Consider the following 16,417-nt stretch of genomic DNA (forward strand, 5'->3'; position numbering starts at 1 on the left):
AATAATATTAATAGTGATGACGAAGTTGAGCAATCAGTAAATCACCATCGAGTACCTTATAAACAATACGATGCTCTTGATTAATGCGACGTGACCAGTAGCCAGTCAGTGCGTGTTTAAGCGGCTCAGGCTTGCCACGCCCTTCAAAAGGCATTCTCTGGATTTCTTGGATCAGATCATTGATTTTCTTCAAGGTCTTCTTATCTTGCGTTTCCAAAATAAATAGTCAGACCAAGCATTGTCTGAAAATATTAACCGCATTCTATCAATGCTCGCTCTCTACCTTGTCCATCCTCAAGCTCATTAATGGAATCAATTAAGCGTTTGGCATTTTTCGGGCTACGCAGTAAATAAGCGGTTTCCTCCAAGGCTTGATAATCCTCAAGAGAAATCAAAACAGCAGCACGATCATTTTTCTTTGTAATCACTAATGCCTCATGGTTATCACACACCTGATTAATACTATCTGCCAAATTATTACGGGCCCAAGAATAGGTAACGGCTTGCATTGTTATTAACTCCACTTAACTAATGACAATATATTGTACAACAATTACCATCAAACACTTTAACGATTTACTTTAACTCGTTCCCAAACTTACGTCATTGCGAGGCCGAAGGCCGTGGCAATCTCTGGCAAGCTGTGCGCGACCTTTTCTCGTTCCCACGTCGTGCGTCACTGCGAGTTATAAACATATGTGCATACGTTAGCAGCGTGGGAACGAGGTTAAATCAATTTTGGGCACCAGCGCTTTACGGACTTCTACCTTGCTCAAAGATTGCTGCAAACGCGCTGACCAACGCAACCAGGCCTGATTGTCTTTCTCTTCATCGGGTGTCAGTTGAAGTCGCGCTAAATCACGCTTCAAACGAAACTGATCACACGTCTGCGCTTGCGTGATCAACGGAAAAAGTTCGGCTGGGTTTTTAGGAAATAAGACCATGAGTGAAATAACTACATTAATGCTCGCACTCGACCTTGAGCAGTCTCAAGCTCATGCATCGCTTCATGATGACGACAGGCCTGATAAACGCCTTCCGTTACAGGGTTGCCTGCCCAAAAAGTAGGGATTAGCCTGCATTATTATTCACTCCACTTAATCAACGGAACCGTATTTTACAACAGTTAAGCAAAGAACTCCGCGCTTGTTAATACACAATCAAAAGCATTAGCCGCCTATCTGACTCAACCCAGAACCTTTTCGCTTCAACCGGTTTAGTCCGATAGACTCCTAATGAGACCACCTCTCGTCCCACTTAAACTAACAAGCTTTTAAGGAGCATCAAAAAGAACATTACTTATACAAAAGCTTTGACAAAAACAATACCAGTGGACATAATAACCTTATAAACGCTATATTAGGCGGCTAGAAAAAAATATAAAACAATACAACTTACGTTGTTCTATTTGAATATGACACCATATTCCCAGTATTAAAGAGGACTCAACATGAAAAAAAGCATCGCTTTTAAAATTAACGCTATTCAAATGTTAATTATTGCGACTGTGTTATTGCTCAGCGGGATCGCGATAGTGAACATGTTTGCTACCAAAGTTGAACAACTGAGCAAGCAGAACCTGACAGACCAAGTGGAAAGCCTTGAATTTGGCTTGCAAAATACCTTTTTAACAATGGAACAAGGTGCCGAGACCTCATTTAATGTTTTAAAAAGCTTGATGGGACCACTCACCCCTAGCGCACAAAAAATAGACATTAATGGCAAAGCCTACAATACACTCGAACGCAACAACCAACCGATTACCGGTGACTTTGAGGTTGTTGATTATTACACACAGCTCACCAATGGCTCTGTGGCGACCATTTTTGCGCGTGAGGGTGATGACTTTATACGCGTCACCACCTCCCTAACAACACAAAACGGCGCGCGCGCATTCGGCACACTCCTTGACCGCGCACATCCTGCTTATACCAAGATACTTCAGGGTGAACGTTTTAGAGGCATCGCCACGCTGTTTGGCAAGTACTACATGACGGTTTATGAGCCTATCATTTCAAATGGACGTGTTGAGGGCATTTACTTTATTGGATACAACCTTGATCAAGACATCGCGCAGATCATGTTGCAAGTCAAAAACCTTGCCATAGGCGACTTTGGCTATTTTTATATCCTTTCTTCAACGGGGCAACTATTGGCACACCCCACGCAAGAAGGAAAGAACATCAATGACCTCCCCCTTCAAGACGCCTCCCAACTCAAAACAATGCTGGAACAAAAACAAGGTGTAGCGGAATACCAAGATGTGTCCGGTGAGGATAGGTTAGCAGCCTTTATCACGATCAATGGATTTAATTGGACACTGGTTGCCTCAGCAAGCAAACCGGAAATCTTAGCCACCGCGGGCCTAACCAATCAGTTTTACATGCTATCGATACTGAGTGTGCTACTACTCATTATCCTGCTTGCGCTAATCATGACCTTTATTGTACGCAAAGAGCTCAAGCCAATTCAAACCATGGCGGCCAGTATGCGTCAAATAAGCCAAACAGGTAACCTATCTACACGTTTAGCGGCAACTGACAATGAATTAGGCATGATATCAAGCTCATTTAACCAGTTAATAGACAATATGGAAACCTCGATCAAGCGCACCACCCACGTGCTACAAAACGTAGCTAATGGTGAATTCAGCAGTCAAGTTGAGGGTGAGTTTGAAGGTGATTTTAAACGATTAAAACAAGGCGTAAATGATACGGTGGGCAGCATCAAGTTCACCATGGAACAACTGCAAACAGCGATGCGCTCACTGGAGGAAGGTCGTTTTAATGTCAGCATTGATGACCAGGTTCAAGGAGCATACCGTCAAATGGTACAAAGTGCCAATAGCGCGATGCAAGGCTTACACACAACCATTGGCGACATTATTGTTGTTATGCAGAAAATGCAAGCAGGCAAATTCCAGCATCGCGTCAAAACGGATGCACAGGGTGATCTACTCACGCTTAAAAATGGGATTAATGGTTCAATGGATGCGCTAGAAAGTGCGATGCAAGACATCACCCGAATTGTGGTAGCGCAATCAAAGGGAGACCTAACCCAAAAAATAACCGCCCATTACCATGGCGAATTGCGCATACTCACAGAGGCTGTCAACGCTACGGCTGAAAAACTGATACAGGTTGTGTCACAGGCCGTGCATGCCTCTGAAGTTGTCAGCGGTGCCGCCGCAGAGGTATTTGACGGATCAAACAACTTAAGTCAGCGTGTGCAAGAGCAAGCGGCGGCTTTAGAGCAAACCTCTGCCACAATGAACCAAATGAACGCCGCCGTACAGCAAAATACCGACAATGCCCAACAAACGGCACAGGTTGTACAACAGGTTCAAACACAAACACAACAAGGTGCTGAGGTGATGCAAAAAACCATTGAAGCCATGGGCAATATTCAGAACTCAAGCCACCGCATCGCAGAGATCGTCAGCTTGATTGACGGCATTGCCTTTCAAACCAACTTACTGGCGCTAAACGCCGCCGTTGAAGCGGCACGTGCCGGTGAACACGGTAGAGGGTTTGCGGTGGTCGCCAGTGAAGTGCGTGCCTTAGCGCAAAAATCGGCTAACGCCGCCAAGGATATTAAAGCACTGATTAACGAAAGCGTAGCCCGCATCGATGAAGGCACCCAGCTTGCATCTCAATCAGGTGAAATGCTCAATGGTATCAATAATTCGATTGACGATATTACATTAAAAATCAATCAAATTGCCGCCGCTTCTACAGAGCAATCCGCAGGCATTCAGCAGGTGCACCAAGCCATTGCACAAATCGATGGCGTCACCCAACAAAACGCGGCATTAGTTGAGGAAACCTCCGCCGCCTCAGAAAGCCTCACTGAACAGGCTAAGTTATTACAAGAGGATATGGCCTTTTTTAACACAGCAGAACCACAAAAAAGGTTAAATTAACCCACAACCCAGATAGCCTTGACATCTTCCTCGCCGGAAGATGTCAATTCATAAACACCTCATCAAGCTGTCATACGCTTGTCATCTAACACCGGCATTATTTATCTTATTTTAAAAGAGATCAGACATGCTAAACCTTGAAAAAACCCTTGAAGACCGCTTCCCAGATTTCAATAAAAAACCGGGTGCCAAGCTAATGGTGAAACTGCTTAAAGCCCTCACCCATCAAGATGAAATTAATCAATTTATTGAAACCCATCAACACTTACGCGGTTTTAACTTTTTAAACAAAGTGCTCGACCACTTTAACTTTGGCTATCAAATTAGCGCCCGTGAGCTAGGTTATATTCCCTCAGAAGGTCGCGTTATTATTGTCGCTAACCACCCTATCGGCTCCTTGGATGGACTTGCACTGCTCAAACTAGTACGTTCAGTCCGTCCAGATGTGCGCATCGTCGCGAATGATTTGCTCACTCAACTCGACCCGATTCGCTCATTATTTATTCCAGTTGATAATATGTCGGGCAAGGTATCGCACAAAACCCAATACAAAAATATGTTATCGGCGCTTAACAACAACGAAGCGATGATTATCTTCCCCGCAGGCGAAGTGTCTCGCATTCGTCCGAACGGTGTGCGCGATGGCAAGTGGAAAGCGGGCTTTATTCGACTCGCTGAAAAAACGCACTCACCCATTCTCCCCATCTTGATTGAAGCACGTAATTCAGCGTTATTTTATAGTTTATCCGCCATTTACAAACCCTTAGGCACAGCGATGCTGATCCAAGAAATGTTCAACAAAGATGACAAGGAAATTGCCTTCCACATTGGCAAGCCAATAAACTGGAAAGCCATTAAAAAATTAGACCTAGAAGAAAAAGTACTGGCCGCACGCTTTAGAAAACACCTTTACCGCCTAAACAACCCGAAAAAAATAGCGCAAAACCCATTGTTTGACGCTGAAATCACCGTTGCCCACCCTGTTGACCCTAAGGCACTTAAACGTGAGCTGAAACAAGCGCAAAAACTGGGACAAACCGCGGATGGAAAAATCATCTATTTGTATGACTACAAAGACGATTCACCCGTGATGCATGAAATCGGGCGTCTAAGAGAACTCACTTTCCGCACGGTAGAAGAAGGGACAGGCGGTTCATTGGATCTTGATAAATACGATAGCTACTACCGTCATTTAGTATTATGGGATGACGAAAACCTCGACATTGTCGGCGCTTATCGGATTGGCGAAGGAAAGCAGATTCTCGAAAACAAAGGGATCGAGGGCTTTTATACCCACAGTCTGTTTAACTATGATGAAGCCATGCTCGCCTTGCTGCCCTCATCGATTGAACTGGGGCGTAGTTTTGTTCAACCGCGTTACTGGGGACTGCGAAGCTTAGATTACCTTTGGTATGGTATTGGCGCTTATATTGCCGCCCATCCAGAGGTTAAATACCTGTTTGGCCCTGTCAGTTTAAGCGCAGCCTATCCTGAGCCTGCTAAACAAAAACTGATCGGTTTTTATCAACAACAATTTGGCAGCTGGCAACATCTCGCGCAAGCCAAAGCGCCTTATGCCTTGACAAGCGACACCCAAAAACAGGTAGCCGATGATTTTTCGCAGGATTACGCCACCTGCTTCAAACGCCTAAATCACCAACTGGATCAACTCGGGGTCAAGGTGCCTACACTCTACAAACAATACAGTGAGCTATGTGATGAACAAGGCTGTCACTTTATCGGTTTTAGCGTAGATGCCCAGTTTGGACATTGTATTGACAGCTTGATCATTGTCGAACTCGACAAAATAAAAGAAAAGAAAAAACAACGCTACATGAAAGGGATTTAATCGGCAAAAAGCTTGTACAAAATAGCCATCGAAAGAGCAAGATTAAAACCAATCATCCAACGATGCAACTTCTGCTCAGTCTTAATTTCCCATGTATCGCGCTTTGTTGCCAACTGTGTTTCTAGCGCCTGCTCAAAAGCGCGCTTTTGACTTGTGGCTAACGCTTCTGCCTGCTGGGCTGTAAAGCCATTTTTTTCGAGTTCTTTTACATACTCTAAAGTATCAAAATTGACGATTGACATGACTCAACTCCACACGATTAAAATTCCATTAAAGTTCTACGGACTGATTATATCACCAAACAACAAAAAACAACGCCTCATCAAGCCGCTTCTTGCTCGCTTGATGACCAGCGGATGAGGTGGATTTCGCCTTGCTCGTCTTCAATAAGTGCGCTTAGGGATTCAACCCAATCACCGCAGTTATAATAGGTTACACCCTGCTCAAACTGGCGGATCTCAGGGTGATGTATATGGCCACACACCACACCTTGAACCTGCTTTTGGCTGGCCGATTTTGCTACCGCCTGTTCAAAATCACTAATAAAGTTGACGGCACGTTTTACCTTGTATTTTAGATAGGCCGACAAAGACCAATAGCCAAACCCTAAACGACGACGCGCCGCATTAAACCAGCGATTAACGTTTAGCACCGTTTCATAGGCCCAATCACCTAAAAAAGCCAGCCAGCGATGACACTGGATAACACCATCAAACTGATCGCCGTGAATCACCCATAATTTTTGTCCGTTTTTTAGCTGATAAATATATTCATCCACTAACAAGACATTGCCGAACTCTATCCCTGAATAGCGTCGCATCACATCATCATGATTACCGGTAATATAAATGACACGGGTGCCGCGTTTAGCGCGGGTTAAAATGCGTCGAATCACATTGGTATGCGCTTGCGGCCAAAAAGGTTTTTTTCGCATCCGCCACCCATCAATAATATCCCCAACCAAAAACAAGGTATCGCAATTATAGGTTTTTAAAAAATCGGATAATTCATCGGCCTTAGCCCCTTTCGATCCGAGATGCACATCCGATATCCAAATGGTTCTGACTTTAACGGGAGAGTGCTCAGCCTCCTCTATTGGGGTTTCAATATCCTTCATCCATGCCGGAATAGCGGCGCGTTCTTTTAGCATCATTACTCTCACCTTATCAACGTTTAACCATACTAGCGCGACTGAGTGAACTTGATATGACGACAAATTGACGTTTTTGTGACCAGGCCTGGTTGTCATATTTGTTTCATTTAACAAACGTATGATTAAAAGAAAAGGACAAGGATATGAATACAAACACAATCAAACGCATCACGCTGGTCACCGATGCTTGGCATCCACAGGTGAATGGTGTCGTCACCACCTTAACCCAATTAGTCAATCATCTGCAAATGATGAATATTGAGCTGGACATCATTCACCCTTATGATTATGCCTACTTTGGCCTGCCCAGCTACCGAGAAATTCCGTTCGTCTGGCAAGCCAAAAATCTTGCACAACGCTTGGACGACTTTCAACCGGATGCCATTCACATTGCCACCGAAGGCAGTTTAGGGTGGCGCGCTCGGCGATGGGCGATTAAAAACAACCTCCCCTTCACCAGCGCTTATCACACCAAATACCCAGAGTATCTGCGTAAACGTCTACCGATTCCACAAGAATGGACCTATCGATTGCTCGCGCATTTTCATCTGCCAGCAACACGCACCTTTGTGCCTGCGCAAAGCATCATGAGCGAATTAAATCAACGCGGCTTCAACAATCTGGTGATGATGAGCCGTGGGGTAGATAAAAGCATTTTTCACCCTGGGCAGGCTATCGACCTACCTTACCCTCGGCCGATATTGCTCTATGTTGGGCGGATTGCCGTTGAAAAAAACCTTGAAGCCTTTTTACGATTACCGATTGCAGGCAGCAAAGTCTTTATCGGCGATGGTCCCGCCAAATCGGAACTGCAAAAACGCTTTCCCAAAACCCATTTTATCGGTGTAAAAACCGGTCAGGAATTGGCGCAATATTATGCAAGTGCCGATGTAATGGTGTTTCCCTCACTCACTGACACCTTTGGACTGGTTAATATCGAAGCGATGGCCTGCGGCACGCCTGTAGCGGCATTTCCGGTTACTGGCCCAATTGATATTATCAACCACGGTGTCAATGGAACGCTTAATGAAGACCTTGAAGATGCAATAGAGGAAGCACTAGAGCTGGAACCTGAGTACATCGCGCCCAGTGTCGCCCACTATGACTGGGCCGAGGTGGCCCAAGCGTTTTTAAACCAACTTGCTCCTATTCAACGCAACGAGAGATAAACCGATGACCACACACCACAGCCAGATTATTGATCATCACGAAGGCGATGAAGACCTTTGCAACTTGTCAAAAAACAGTCATTTAAATCAAGTTATTGAACGACGCATGAGCCGAAGACACTTGCTAAAGGGCGCACTCAGTAGCGCCATGCTTGGCTTTATCTCCCCCGCTTTTGCGACCACTGAGCGCCCCGCTTTTTCAGCACAACGCCTTGGTTTTGAAGCCGTTAAGATATCCAGCGCAGACCAAGTTATTGTCCCCAAGGGTTATCAGGTACAAACCTTGATCCCTTTTGATAGCCCCTTGCCCCACCCTACAGAAAAAAACCTAAAAATTGGCAGCCATCATGATGGCATGCACTTTTACCCCATCCATCAAGGCCATAATGAAGGCTTGCTGGTTTTAAACCACGAATACGTCGAACCGCGCTTTATGCACCCCCATTATCACGGTCTGACGCTCAGCGCCAATGCCATTAAACTCAACCAACAAGGCTTGCGCCCACTCAATGAGGTCAAAGCCGAAATGGCGGCGCATGGCGTGTCAGTGGTGCATATTAAACGCAATGCACAAGGCGAATGGCAAACCGTTGAAGACAAACTTAATCGACGCATTGATGCCACAACAACGATGTTCATTTCGGGCCCAGTTCGCGCTCATGATTTGGTAAAAACCGCCTTTAGCCCTGAGGGGACTAGCGCGCGCGGCACACTGAATAACTGCGCGCACGGTGTCACCCCCTGGGGCACCTATTTAACCTGTGAAGAAAATTGGGCGGGCTATTTTTACAATCCAGGCGCTCAGCCGCGTGAACAAAGTCGCTATGGTGTTCGCAAAGAAAAATCCAGTCGTTATGCATGGGAAAAAACCGACAGCCATGATTCCATTTTTACGCGCTTCCATTGCGAAGCCTTTGCCGACAGCGCAGAACATGACTACAGAAACGAACCCAATACCTTTGGCTGGGTGGTCGAAATAGATCCATTTAACCCAGAATCCACCCCCATCAAACGCACCGCACTCGGACGGTTTGCCCATGAGGGTGTGGTGTTCCAAAAGCCCCAAGCAGGTCAACCGATTGTCTGCTACATGGGGGATGATGCGCGCTTTGAATATCTGTATAAATATGTCAGTGACGCGCCGTTTCAACCCGGTGAATCAGGCGGTGAACTGCTTGACCAAGGCACGCTCTATGCCGCACGTTTTCATGATAATGGTAAAGGTGAATGGCTCGCCTTAACGTTTGGTCAAGGGCTACTCACCCCGGCGCACGGCTTTCACAGTCAAGCTGAGGTATTGGTCAACACCCGCTTAGCGGCGGATCGCGTTGGCGCAACCAAAATGGATCGACCTGAATGGGGGGCGGTACATCCACAGAATGGTGAGGTCTACTTCACACTCACCAACAATCATCGTCGAACCGAAGAACAAACCGACCAAGCTAACCCTCGTGCGCAAAACCGCTGGGGACATATTATTCGCTGGCGTGAATCCGCGAAACACGCGCTAGAGTTTGATTGGGACATCTTTCTATTAGCGGGTGATGAACAAGACAGCGCCTTCGCCAATCAACCGCTGGATCAAACGAATAAATTTAACAGCCCTGATGGGCTTTGGTTTGATCTTGAAGGGCGTTTATGGATTCAAACCGACATGAGTGAGTCGGTGCTAAACCAAGGCGACTGGGCGCAATTTGGCAATAACCAAATGCTGGTGTGCGACCCACTTAGCCAAACCATCAAGCGTTTTCTAGTGGGCCCAGTTGGCCAAGAAATTTCAGGCATCACCAGTACACCCGATGGAAAAACCTTATTTGTCAACGTCCAACACCCAGGTGCCACCACCCGTGCAGAGGACTATGCAAAGGGAGAGTTTACAAGCCACTGGCCGCAAGGACAAGGCACGCCTCGCTCGGCTACGCTGGTCATTAGCAAACGCGATCAAGGCATTATTGGTACTTAATCCTATAAACTTAACTCTACAAATAGGAATAAAATATGGACGTCATACAGCTCGACCACAAAACACTTTTTGATCAGGTTTTACAACTTAGAAATGACGTGCTCCATCAAGCCGCAATCATGCTTGATGACCCACTTTACAAAGGCCAGGATCACTCTATGCGCCGTCTTAATCTTGCGCATTATTTAGCATTGCGCAGTTTTGAACTGCGACAATTACAACAAGCCCTCTCAAAACTCTCCATATCATCACTTGGACACAGTGAATCCCATGTCCTAGCCAATATCCAAGGCATACTAGACTTACTAGCGCAACTCACACGCCAAGATTACCACCCTGAAGCCGCTCAGTCCGAACAAACAGCCGAAACCACGCTTGAAGCCAATACCAAACAGCTATTTGGCCATCACCCATCCAATCGCAAGGCACGCATTATGGTCACCCTGCCGACCCAAGCCGCTTGGGATGAACACCTCATTCCCGACCTACTCAAACAGGGTGTCAACTGCTTTAGAATCAACTGCGCGCACGACCAAGCTGACATTTGGCATAAAATGGTTAAGCGCATCCGCGCCGCAGAAGAAGAACTTCACCTTCACAGTAAAATCATGTTTGACCTTGCGGGACACAAACTGCGAACCAACCCACTACTGCAAGCTAAACCCGTGAAACGCATCAAGACCCAAAAAAATCCACTGGGTGCGGTGATTGAATACGGACAAGTCTGTTTTTATCCCGATGAAATCAACCCAGAAGACATGAACTGCCCTTTCCCACTGATTCCTCTGCCGACACACCTATATCCAAAGCTCAAACCCGCTGATAGCTTTTTCTTTAAAGATGCCCGAGGCAAACAGCGTGCCATCAAACTCGTTGAAAAAAATCCCGATCACAGCTGGCACGCGATGACAGAGCAAACCTGTTATCTAACACCTAACTTAAAATTCCACTGGCAACGCATAGACAAAAAGGGGCACTTAAAAGAAGTGGACACCTTCAGCCTTCCGCTGTTTAACGGCGAAGAATCCCCCATTCGCCTGTTAAAAGACGACCTTCTATGGTTAAGTGCCAAAGAACACCGCTGTAAACCAGCGCTCTATAATGCACGCGGACAACTAGAAAAACCCGCTATCTTGTCGATTGCAGTACCCGAAGTGATTAACCAATTGCAAACTGGACACGGTGTTTGGGTTGACGATGGCAAACTGGGTTGTGTGGTAGAAAAAGTAACCCAAGATGGCGCCCAACTGCGTGTCACCATTGCGGGTAGCGGGGGCGTGCGCGTTAAAGCCGATAAGGGCGTTAACTTTCCAGATACCGCGCTAAATCTTCCCAGTCTGACTGAAAAAGATTTAGCCGATCTCGATTTTATTTGTCAACACGGCGATATGGTGGCGTTTTCATTTGTACAACGTCTGAGCGACATCCACAACCTACAACAAGAACTCATTAAACGTGATTGCAAAAACCTACCGATTATCGCCAAAATCGAAACACGTTTAGGTGTGCAAAATCTTGCGCAAATTCTACTCGGCACGGTAGATCAGCACCCGATGGGCGTGATGATTGCGCGCGGTGATCTAGCGATTGAACTGGGCAGCGTAAAAATGGCTGAAATCCAAGAAGACATCCTCTGTGTATGTGAAGCCGCCCAAGTCCCTGTTGTTTGGGCCACTCAAGTACTCGAAACGCTAAATAAAACCGGCGTTATTTCACGCCCTGAGATTACCGACGCCGCCATGAGTGTGCGTGCCGAATGTGTGATGCTTAATAAAGGCACGTACCTACCTGAAACGGTCAAGGTGCTGAATGCGATTCTTGAAAACATGGAACCGCGCCAGCAAAAACGCTTGTTTTATCTCAACCAATGGTCGCTTTAACAAGGAATAGACATGAATAACGAACAGATTGATTTAAAAGCCAGCTTACTGCACTACCTGCAAAATCAACTTGATCGTCGATTTACCACCGAGCAAGATTATAATCGCGCGGTAGCTAGCGCGATTCGTGACTATCTAATGCCCGCTTGGCGTGAAACCCTGGCTCGCCATCACCATCAAGAAAAACGTCATGCCTATTACCTATCAATGGAATTTCTAATTGGGCGCTCGCTGGTCAATAACATGCAAAATCTCGGCATAGAAAACGAGGTGACTCAAGCATTTAACGAACTCGGTTTATCGCTTGAATCCATCCAGCAAGCCGAAGCCGATGCCGGGCTTGGCAACGGCGGGCTGGGGCGTCTTGCTGCCTGTTTTATGGACAGTTGCGCATCACTTGCACTGCCCGTTACGGGTTATGGACTGCGCTATGAATATGGACTGTTTCGTCAGTTAATAAAAAACGGTCATCAAATTGAAACGCCCGACTGCTGGCTTGAATTTAACAGTTACCCCTGGGAAGTGAATCGAAAAGAATACACCTGTAAAGTCAAATTCGGTGGTCACTGCTGGACACACAAAGACCCCGACACGGGGCGTTTTGAGGTTATTTGGCAAGCGGACGAAGAAGTATTAGCCGTTCCGTTTGATGTGCCCATCGTTGGCTATCAAAACAACACCGTTAACACGCTCAGACTATGGGATGCTAATGCGACCGAAGCCTTTAAGCTTGACGAATTTAACGCAGGCGATTACTTTGAAGCGGTCGCAACGAACAACAGCGCAAAAAGTATTACCATGGTGCTCTACCCCAATGACAGCAATCAAAACGGCAAAACACTGCGACTGCGCCAACAGTACTTTTTAGTTTCCGCCAGCCTGCAAGATGTGCTGACCCATTGGGTTAAAAAACACGGAATTGATTTTAGTCAATTTGCTCAAGCCAATGTTTTTCAACTCAACGACACCCATCCCAGTTTAGCGGTGGCTGAACTTATGCGGCTTTTAATCGACGAATATCAACTTGAATGGAACCAGGCCTGGTTGATTGTGACACAAACCATGGCCTATACCAACCACACCCTATTGCCCGAAGCCCTTGAATCTTGGCCGGTTGAGATGATGCGCACATTACTACCACGCCCACTGGAGATAATAGAGGAAATCAACCGCCATTTTCTAGTCCAAGTGTCTTACAAATGGCCAGGAGAACTGGACAAACAACGCCAACTGTCGATTATTGACGGCTATGGCATGGTTAAAATGGCGCACCTTGCGATTGTTGGCAGCTTTTCGGTTAATGGTGTGGCCGCGCTTCATTCCGAATTGTTAAAAAGCAAACTGTTTAACCACTTCTACCAACTCTGGCCGCATAAATTTAACAACAAAACCAATGGCGTCACCCCACGCCGTTGGATTGCCGCCGCCAATCCTGCGTTGCGCAACCTACTCAACGACACCTTAGGGAGCGATTGGATCACAAACCTGAACCAGCTTGAACAACTCGAAGCCTATCAAAACGATTCGGCGTTTCTGGCTCGCTGGCGCGAGATCAAGCAGAACAACAAACAACGGCTTGCTGATTTCGTAGCGCAGCAGACAGGTATTGAGCTAAATATTGAAGCCATGTTCGATGTACAGGTAAAGCGCATTCATCAATACAAACGCCAAATCCTTAATGTTCTGCATGTCATCCATTTATATAGCCAAATAAAAAAAGGGCAGACCGACAACTGGACAAACCGCGTCGTTATTTTCGGTGGCAAAGCCGCGCCTGGCTATTGGATGGCAAAACAGACGATTAAACTGATCAATAATGTGGCTCAAATCGTCAATAAAGATCGTGATGTCGGCGATAAACTCAAGGTCGTTTTTTATCCTGATTATCGGGTATCCGCCATGGAAATGGTTTGCCCTGCTACTGATTTATCGGAACAAATTTCAACCGCCGGCAAAGAAGCCTCTGGCACAGGCAATATGAAGTTCATGATGAACGGGGCGCTAACGATTGGCACGCTGGATGGCGCGAACGTCGAAATGCTCGAAGCACTCGGTCAGCAAAATTTCTTTTTGTTTGGTCTTGAAGCTCACCAAATTCAAGCGTTAGAGGGTCATTACCAACCGCAAGACCTTATCAATCAAGACACGGATTTACAAGCGATATTTCATTTACTTGAAGTCGGCCACTTCAGCCTTTTCGAATCCGGTATTTTTGATCCACTCATTGCCTCATCAAAAGACCCGGCTGATCCCTGGAAAACGCTGGCCGATTTTCGCAGCTATATTGATGCCCAAGCACAGGCCGCACAAGCCTACCGTGACCCGCAGGCCTGGTCCAGAATGAGTCTACTTAATTGCGCCCGCAGTGGACGCTTTTCAGCAGACCGCACGATTCAGGACTACAACCGAGATATATGGAAACTTAACGACTTAAAATAGAATAAAAGGACTTATTCACCTTAAAATTCTGTATACCCTGTCATATTACCGTCATCATAAAAGACTAAAATGCATTAACCCCTGTCAAAGGGAACCTCGCAAACTTAACTATTTTTATGAGCTTAATATGACAAACATTGACGCGTTACATACAACTAACACAGTACATAGCCAGCCGTTTATAAAACTGGTTAAAAATACGCATCAACCCGATAATACATCAGCGAAACGCACTGGCAAGTCAAATCACTTTTTTGATGCTTCTAACATAAAACTAGACCCAATATTACGTGAAATCTTTGAAAAACAACAACTCACCCCGCTATTTCAACCGATTATTGATTTAAAAAACAAATGTGTTTTTGCCCATGAAGCCTTGATTAGGGGCCCGAAAAATTCAGAACTCTATCATCCTCTCAAACTGTTTGAAGTAGCGGATCAACAAGGATGTTTGTTTGAAATGGATTGGCTTGCACGAAGTATATCGATTAACACCTTTCAGCAACAACAGGCACAAAACCATCTATTCCTAAACATTAGCGTCAACTCACTGATGACTGAAAGTCATCAAAAAGGCATGACCCTCGACTACCTAGCCGAAACGGGGTTAGCTCTGGATCGCGTTGTAATAGAAATCACAGAACTTCAACCTGTTCACGACTTTGAACTGTTTGTACAATCCGTTAATCATTATCGCGAAATGGGCTTTAGAGTTGCGATTGATGACCTTGGATCGGGGTACAACGGGTTACGCCTCTGGTCTGAGTTACGCCCCGATTTTGTCAAGATAGATAAACACTTTATTAGCGGCATTGCGCAAGACGCAGAAAAACGTCATTTCCTGCAAACGATTAAAGTGCTTGCACAAGGACTCAACACCCAACTCATCGCCGAAGGCATTGAAACCCCCGAAGACTTAGCGGTGATTGAATCACTAGAGATAGATTTTGCGCAAGGCTATTTATTTCGACGCCCTGAACGCCATATTAGCGAAAAAATACAACACCAATGGAAACTCAATAACAGGCCAAAAACACCCATCTCAGCTACGGTGGCAAGTGATTTATCCCAGCTTGTGTTACAAAATCAGAGTATTGCACCCAGCGCCTCTGTTGATGAGGTCGCGCATAAATTGCTTAACCACAAGGAACTCGACTTCATTCCTATCGTTGAACAAGGCAAGGTCTGCGGCATGATCTGGCGGCGCGATTTAATGGATAAACTGGCACGTCGCTACGGTCAAGAATTACACCGTCGCAAATCGATAGCACACGTTATGGATAAAAATCCAATAATTGTCGATATTCACACCCCGATTGAACAACTGAGCCGAGAGATTACCGATGGTCATCGAAACCAAAATGGCGATGCGTTTATTATTACCCAACAAAACCAATACCTTGGCTGTGGGCGCTTTATTGATTTACTACGTTTAATGACTGACCTAAAAGTCAAAAACGCGCAATACGCCAATCCGCTTTCCGGGCTTCCTGGTAATGTGCCGATTCAACGTCATTTGCAACAATCTATAGAAAAGCGTGAAGGCTTTAGCGTGATCTATGTGGATGCTGATCACTTTAAACCCTATAACGATTTTTACAGTTACGAGCAAGGCGATGAAATCATTCGCCAATTGTCCCGTATTTTACAAGGCGTTTGCCAGCCACAGGATGACTTTATTGGTCATATTGGCGGCGATGACTTTATGATAATTCAAAACAACACCCATGCTTACCCAACCACCTGCGAAGCCATTCTGGCGCAATTTAATCAACTCATTCAAGACTTCTACCTACCCAACGACCGCGAACAAGGCGGGATAGTCAGCGTCAATCGACACGGTGAAACCGAGTTTTTTCCAATGATGAGTTTATCGCTTGGAGTACTCGTGGTGCCACCAGGCCTGGTCGCCCATCAGCAAAAAATTGCTGGCTTAGCGACAAAAGCCAAAAAGCAAGCCAAACAAACGGCTGGCAATAGCTGGATTATGATTGAAGCTAACCAAGATAATCAGATTAATTTATTAAATCAAGGACACTGAA

General features: G+C 45.8%; 12 protein-coding genes and 1 pseudogene. 8 read left to right on the top strand and 5 right to left on the bottom strand.

Annotated elements, in window-relative coordinates; all coding sequences use genetic code 11:
- Window positions 1-7: 7 nt before the first annotated feature.
- The 3 genes and pseudogenes from NA59_RS00770 to NA59_RS00780 form a co-directional block, all read right to left on the bottom strand.
- Window positions 8-261: pseudogene (locus NA59_RS00770) on the bottom strand (Txe/YoeB family addiction module toxin).
- Window positions 252-509 carry a type II toxin-antitoxin system Phd/YefM family antitoxin gene (locus NA59_RS00775; RefSeq protein ID WP_044406403.1) on the bottom strand — a complete coding sequence of 86 codons (258 nt, stop codon included), beginning with the start codon at window positions 507-509 and terminating at the stop codon, window positions 252-254. The pseudogene NA59_RS00770 and the gene NA59_RS00775 overlap by 10 nt, the downstream one beginning before the upstream one ends.
- Window positions 510-707: 198 nt before the next feature.
- Window positions 708-944 (bottom strand): hypothetical protein, encoded by a 237-nt coding sequence (locus NA59_RS00780; RefSeq protein WP_044406407.1) that lies wholly within the window; start codon window positions 942-944, stop codon window positions 708-710.
- Between NA59_RS00780 and NA59_RS15655 the strand changes: the two genes are divergently transcribed.
- The 3 genes from NA59_RS15655 (at window position 943) to NA59_RS00790 (ending at window position 5,771) form a co-directional block, all read left to right on the top strand.
- Entirely contained in the window at window positions 943-1,068 is a 126-nt protein-coding gene (locus NA59_RS15655) for a hypothetical protein (protein ID WP_269763817.1), read from the top strand. The two genes, NA59_RS00780 and NA59_RS15655, sit on opposite strands and share 2 nt — an antisense overlap.
- A 382-nt stretch (window positions 1,069-1,450) precedes the next feature.
- Window positions 1,451-3,922: a methyl-accepting chemotaxis protein gene (locus NA59_RS14110; protein ID WP_052501359.1), complete on the top strand. Its 2,472-nt coding sequence runs from the start codon at window positions 1,451-1,453 to the stop codon at window positions 3,920-3,922.
- A 127-nt stretch (window positions 3,923-4,049) separates the two neighbouring features.
- Entirely contained in the window at window positions 4,050-5,771 is a 1,722-nt protein-coding gene (locus tag NA59_RS00790) for a bifunctional ornithine lipid synthase OlsF (RefSeq protein ID WP_044406410.1), read from the top strand.
- On the opposite strand, the gene NA59_RS00795 is transcribed toward NA59_RS00790, so the two are convergent.
- Together NA59_RS00795 and NA59_RS00800 are read right to left on the bottom strand one after the other, a co-directional pair.
- Window positions 5,768-6,013: a CCDC90 family protein gene (locus NA59_RS00795; protein ID WP_044406417.1), complete on the bottom strand. Its 246-nt coding sequence runs from the start codon at window positions 6,011-6,013 to the stop codon at window positions 5,768-5,770. The two genes, NA59_RS00790 and NA59_RS00795, sit on opposite strands and share 4 nt — an antisense overlap.
- An 80-nt stretch (window positions 6,014-6,093) precedes the next feature.
- On the bottom strand, window positions 6,094-6,924 hold the full coding sequence (locus NA59_RS00800) for a UDP-2,3-diacylglucosamine diphosphatase (protein ID WP_083944810.1): 831 nt from the start codon (window positions 6,922-6,924) through the stop codon (window positions 6,094-6,096).
- A 143-nt stretch (window positions 6,925-7,067) separates the two neighbouring features.
- On the opposite strand from NA59_RS00800, the gene NA59_RS00805 reads away from it, so the two are divergent.
- From NA59_RS00805 to NA59_RS00825, 5 genes are all read left to right on the top strand, one after another.
- Entirely contained in the window at window positions 7,068-8,093 is a 1,026-nt protein-coding gene (locus NA59_RS00805) for a glycosyltransferase family 4 protein (protein ID WP_044406420.1), read from the top strand.
- A 4-nt stretch (window positions 8,094-8,097) separates the two neighbouring features.
- Window positions 8,098-10,056: a PhoX family protein gene (locus NA59_RS00810; RefSeq protein ID WP_044406423.1), complete on the top strand. Its 1,959-nt coding sequence runs from the start codon at window positions 8,098-8,100 to the stop codon at window positions 10,054-10,056.
- Window positions 10,057-10,091: 35 nt separating this feature from the next.
- Window positions 10,092-11,936 carry a pyruvate kinase gene (locus tag NA59_RS14670; protein WP_044406427.1) on the top strand — a complete coding sequence of 615 codons (1,845 nt, stop codon included), beginning with the start codon at window positions 10,092-10,094 and terminating at the stop codon, window positions 11,934-11,936.
- 12 nt (window positions 11,937-11,948) lie between these two features.
- Window positions 11,949-14,375, top strand: coding sequence for a glycogen/starch/alpha-glucan phosphorylase (locus NA59_RS00820; RefSeq protein WP_083944812.1), 2,427 nt, complete (start codon window positions 11,949-11,951; stop codon window positions 14,373-14,375).
- Window positions 14,376-14,502: 127 nt separating this feature from the next.
- Entirely contained in the window at window positions 14,503-16,416 is a 1,914-nt protein-coding gene (locus NA59_RS00825; RefSeq protein ID WP_083944814.1) for a bifunctional diguanylate cyclase/phosphodiesterase, read from the top strand.
- Window position 16,417 lies beyond the last annotated feature (1 nt).

The sequence above is a fragment of the Thiomicrospira microaerophila genome (assembly GCF_000934765.1).
GTDB lineage: Bacteria > Pseudomonadota > Gammaproteobacteria > Thiomicrospirales > Thiomicrospiraceae > Thiomicrospira > Thiomicrospira microaerophila.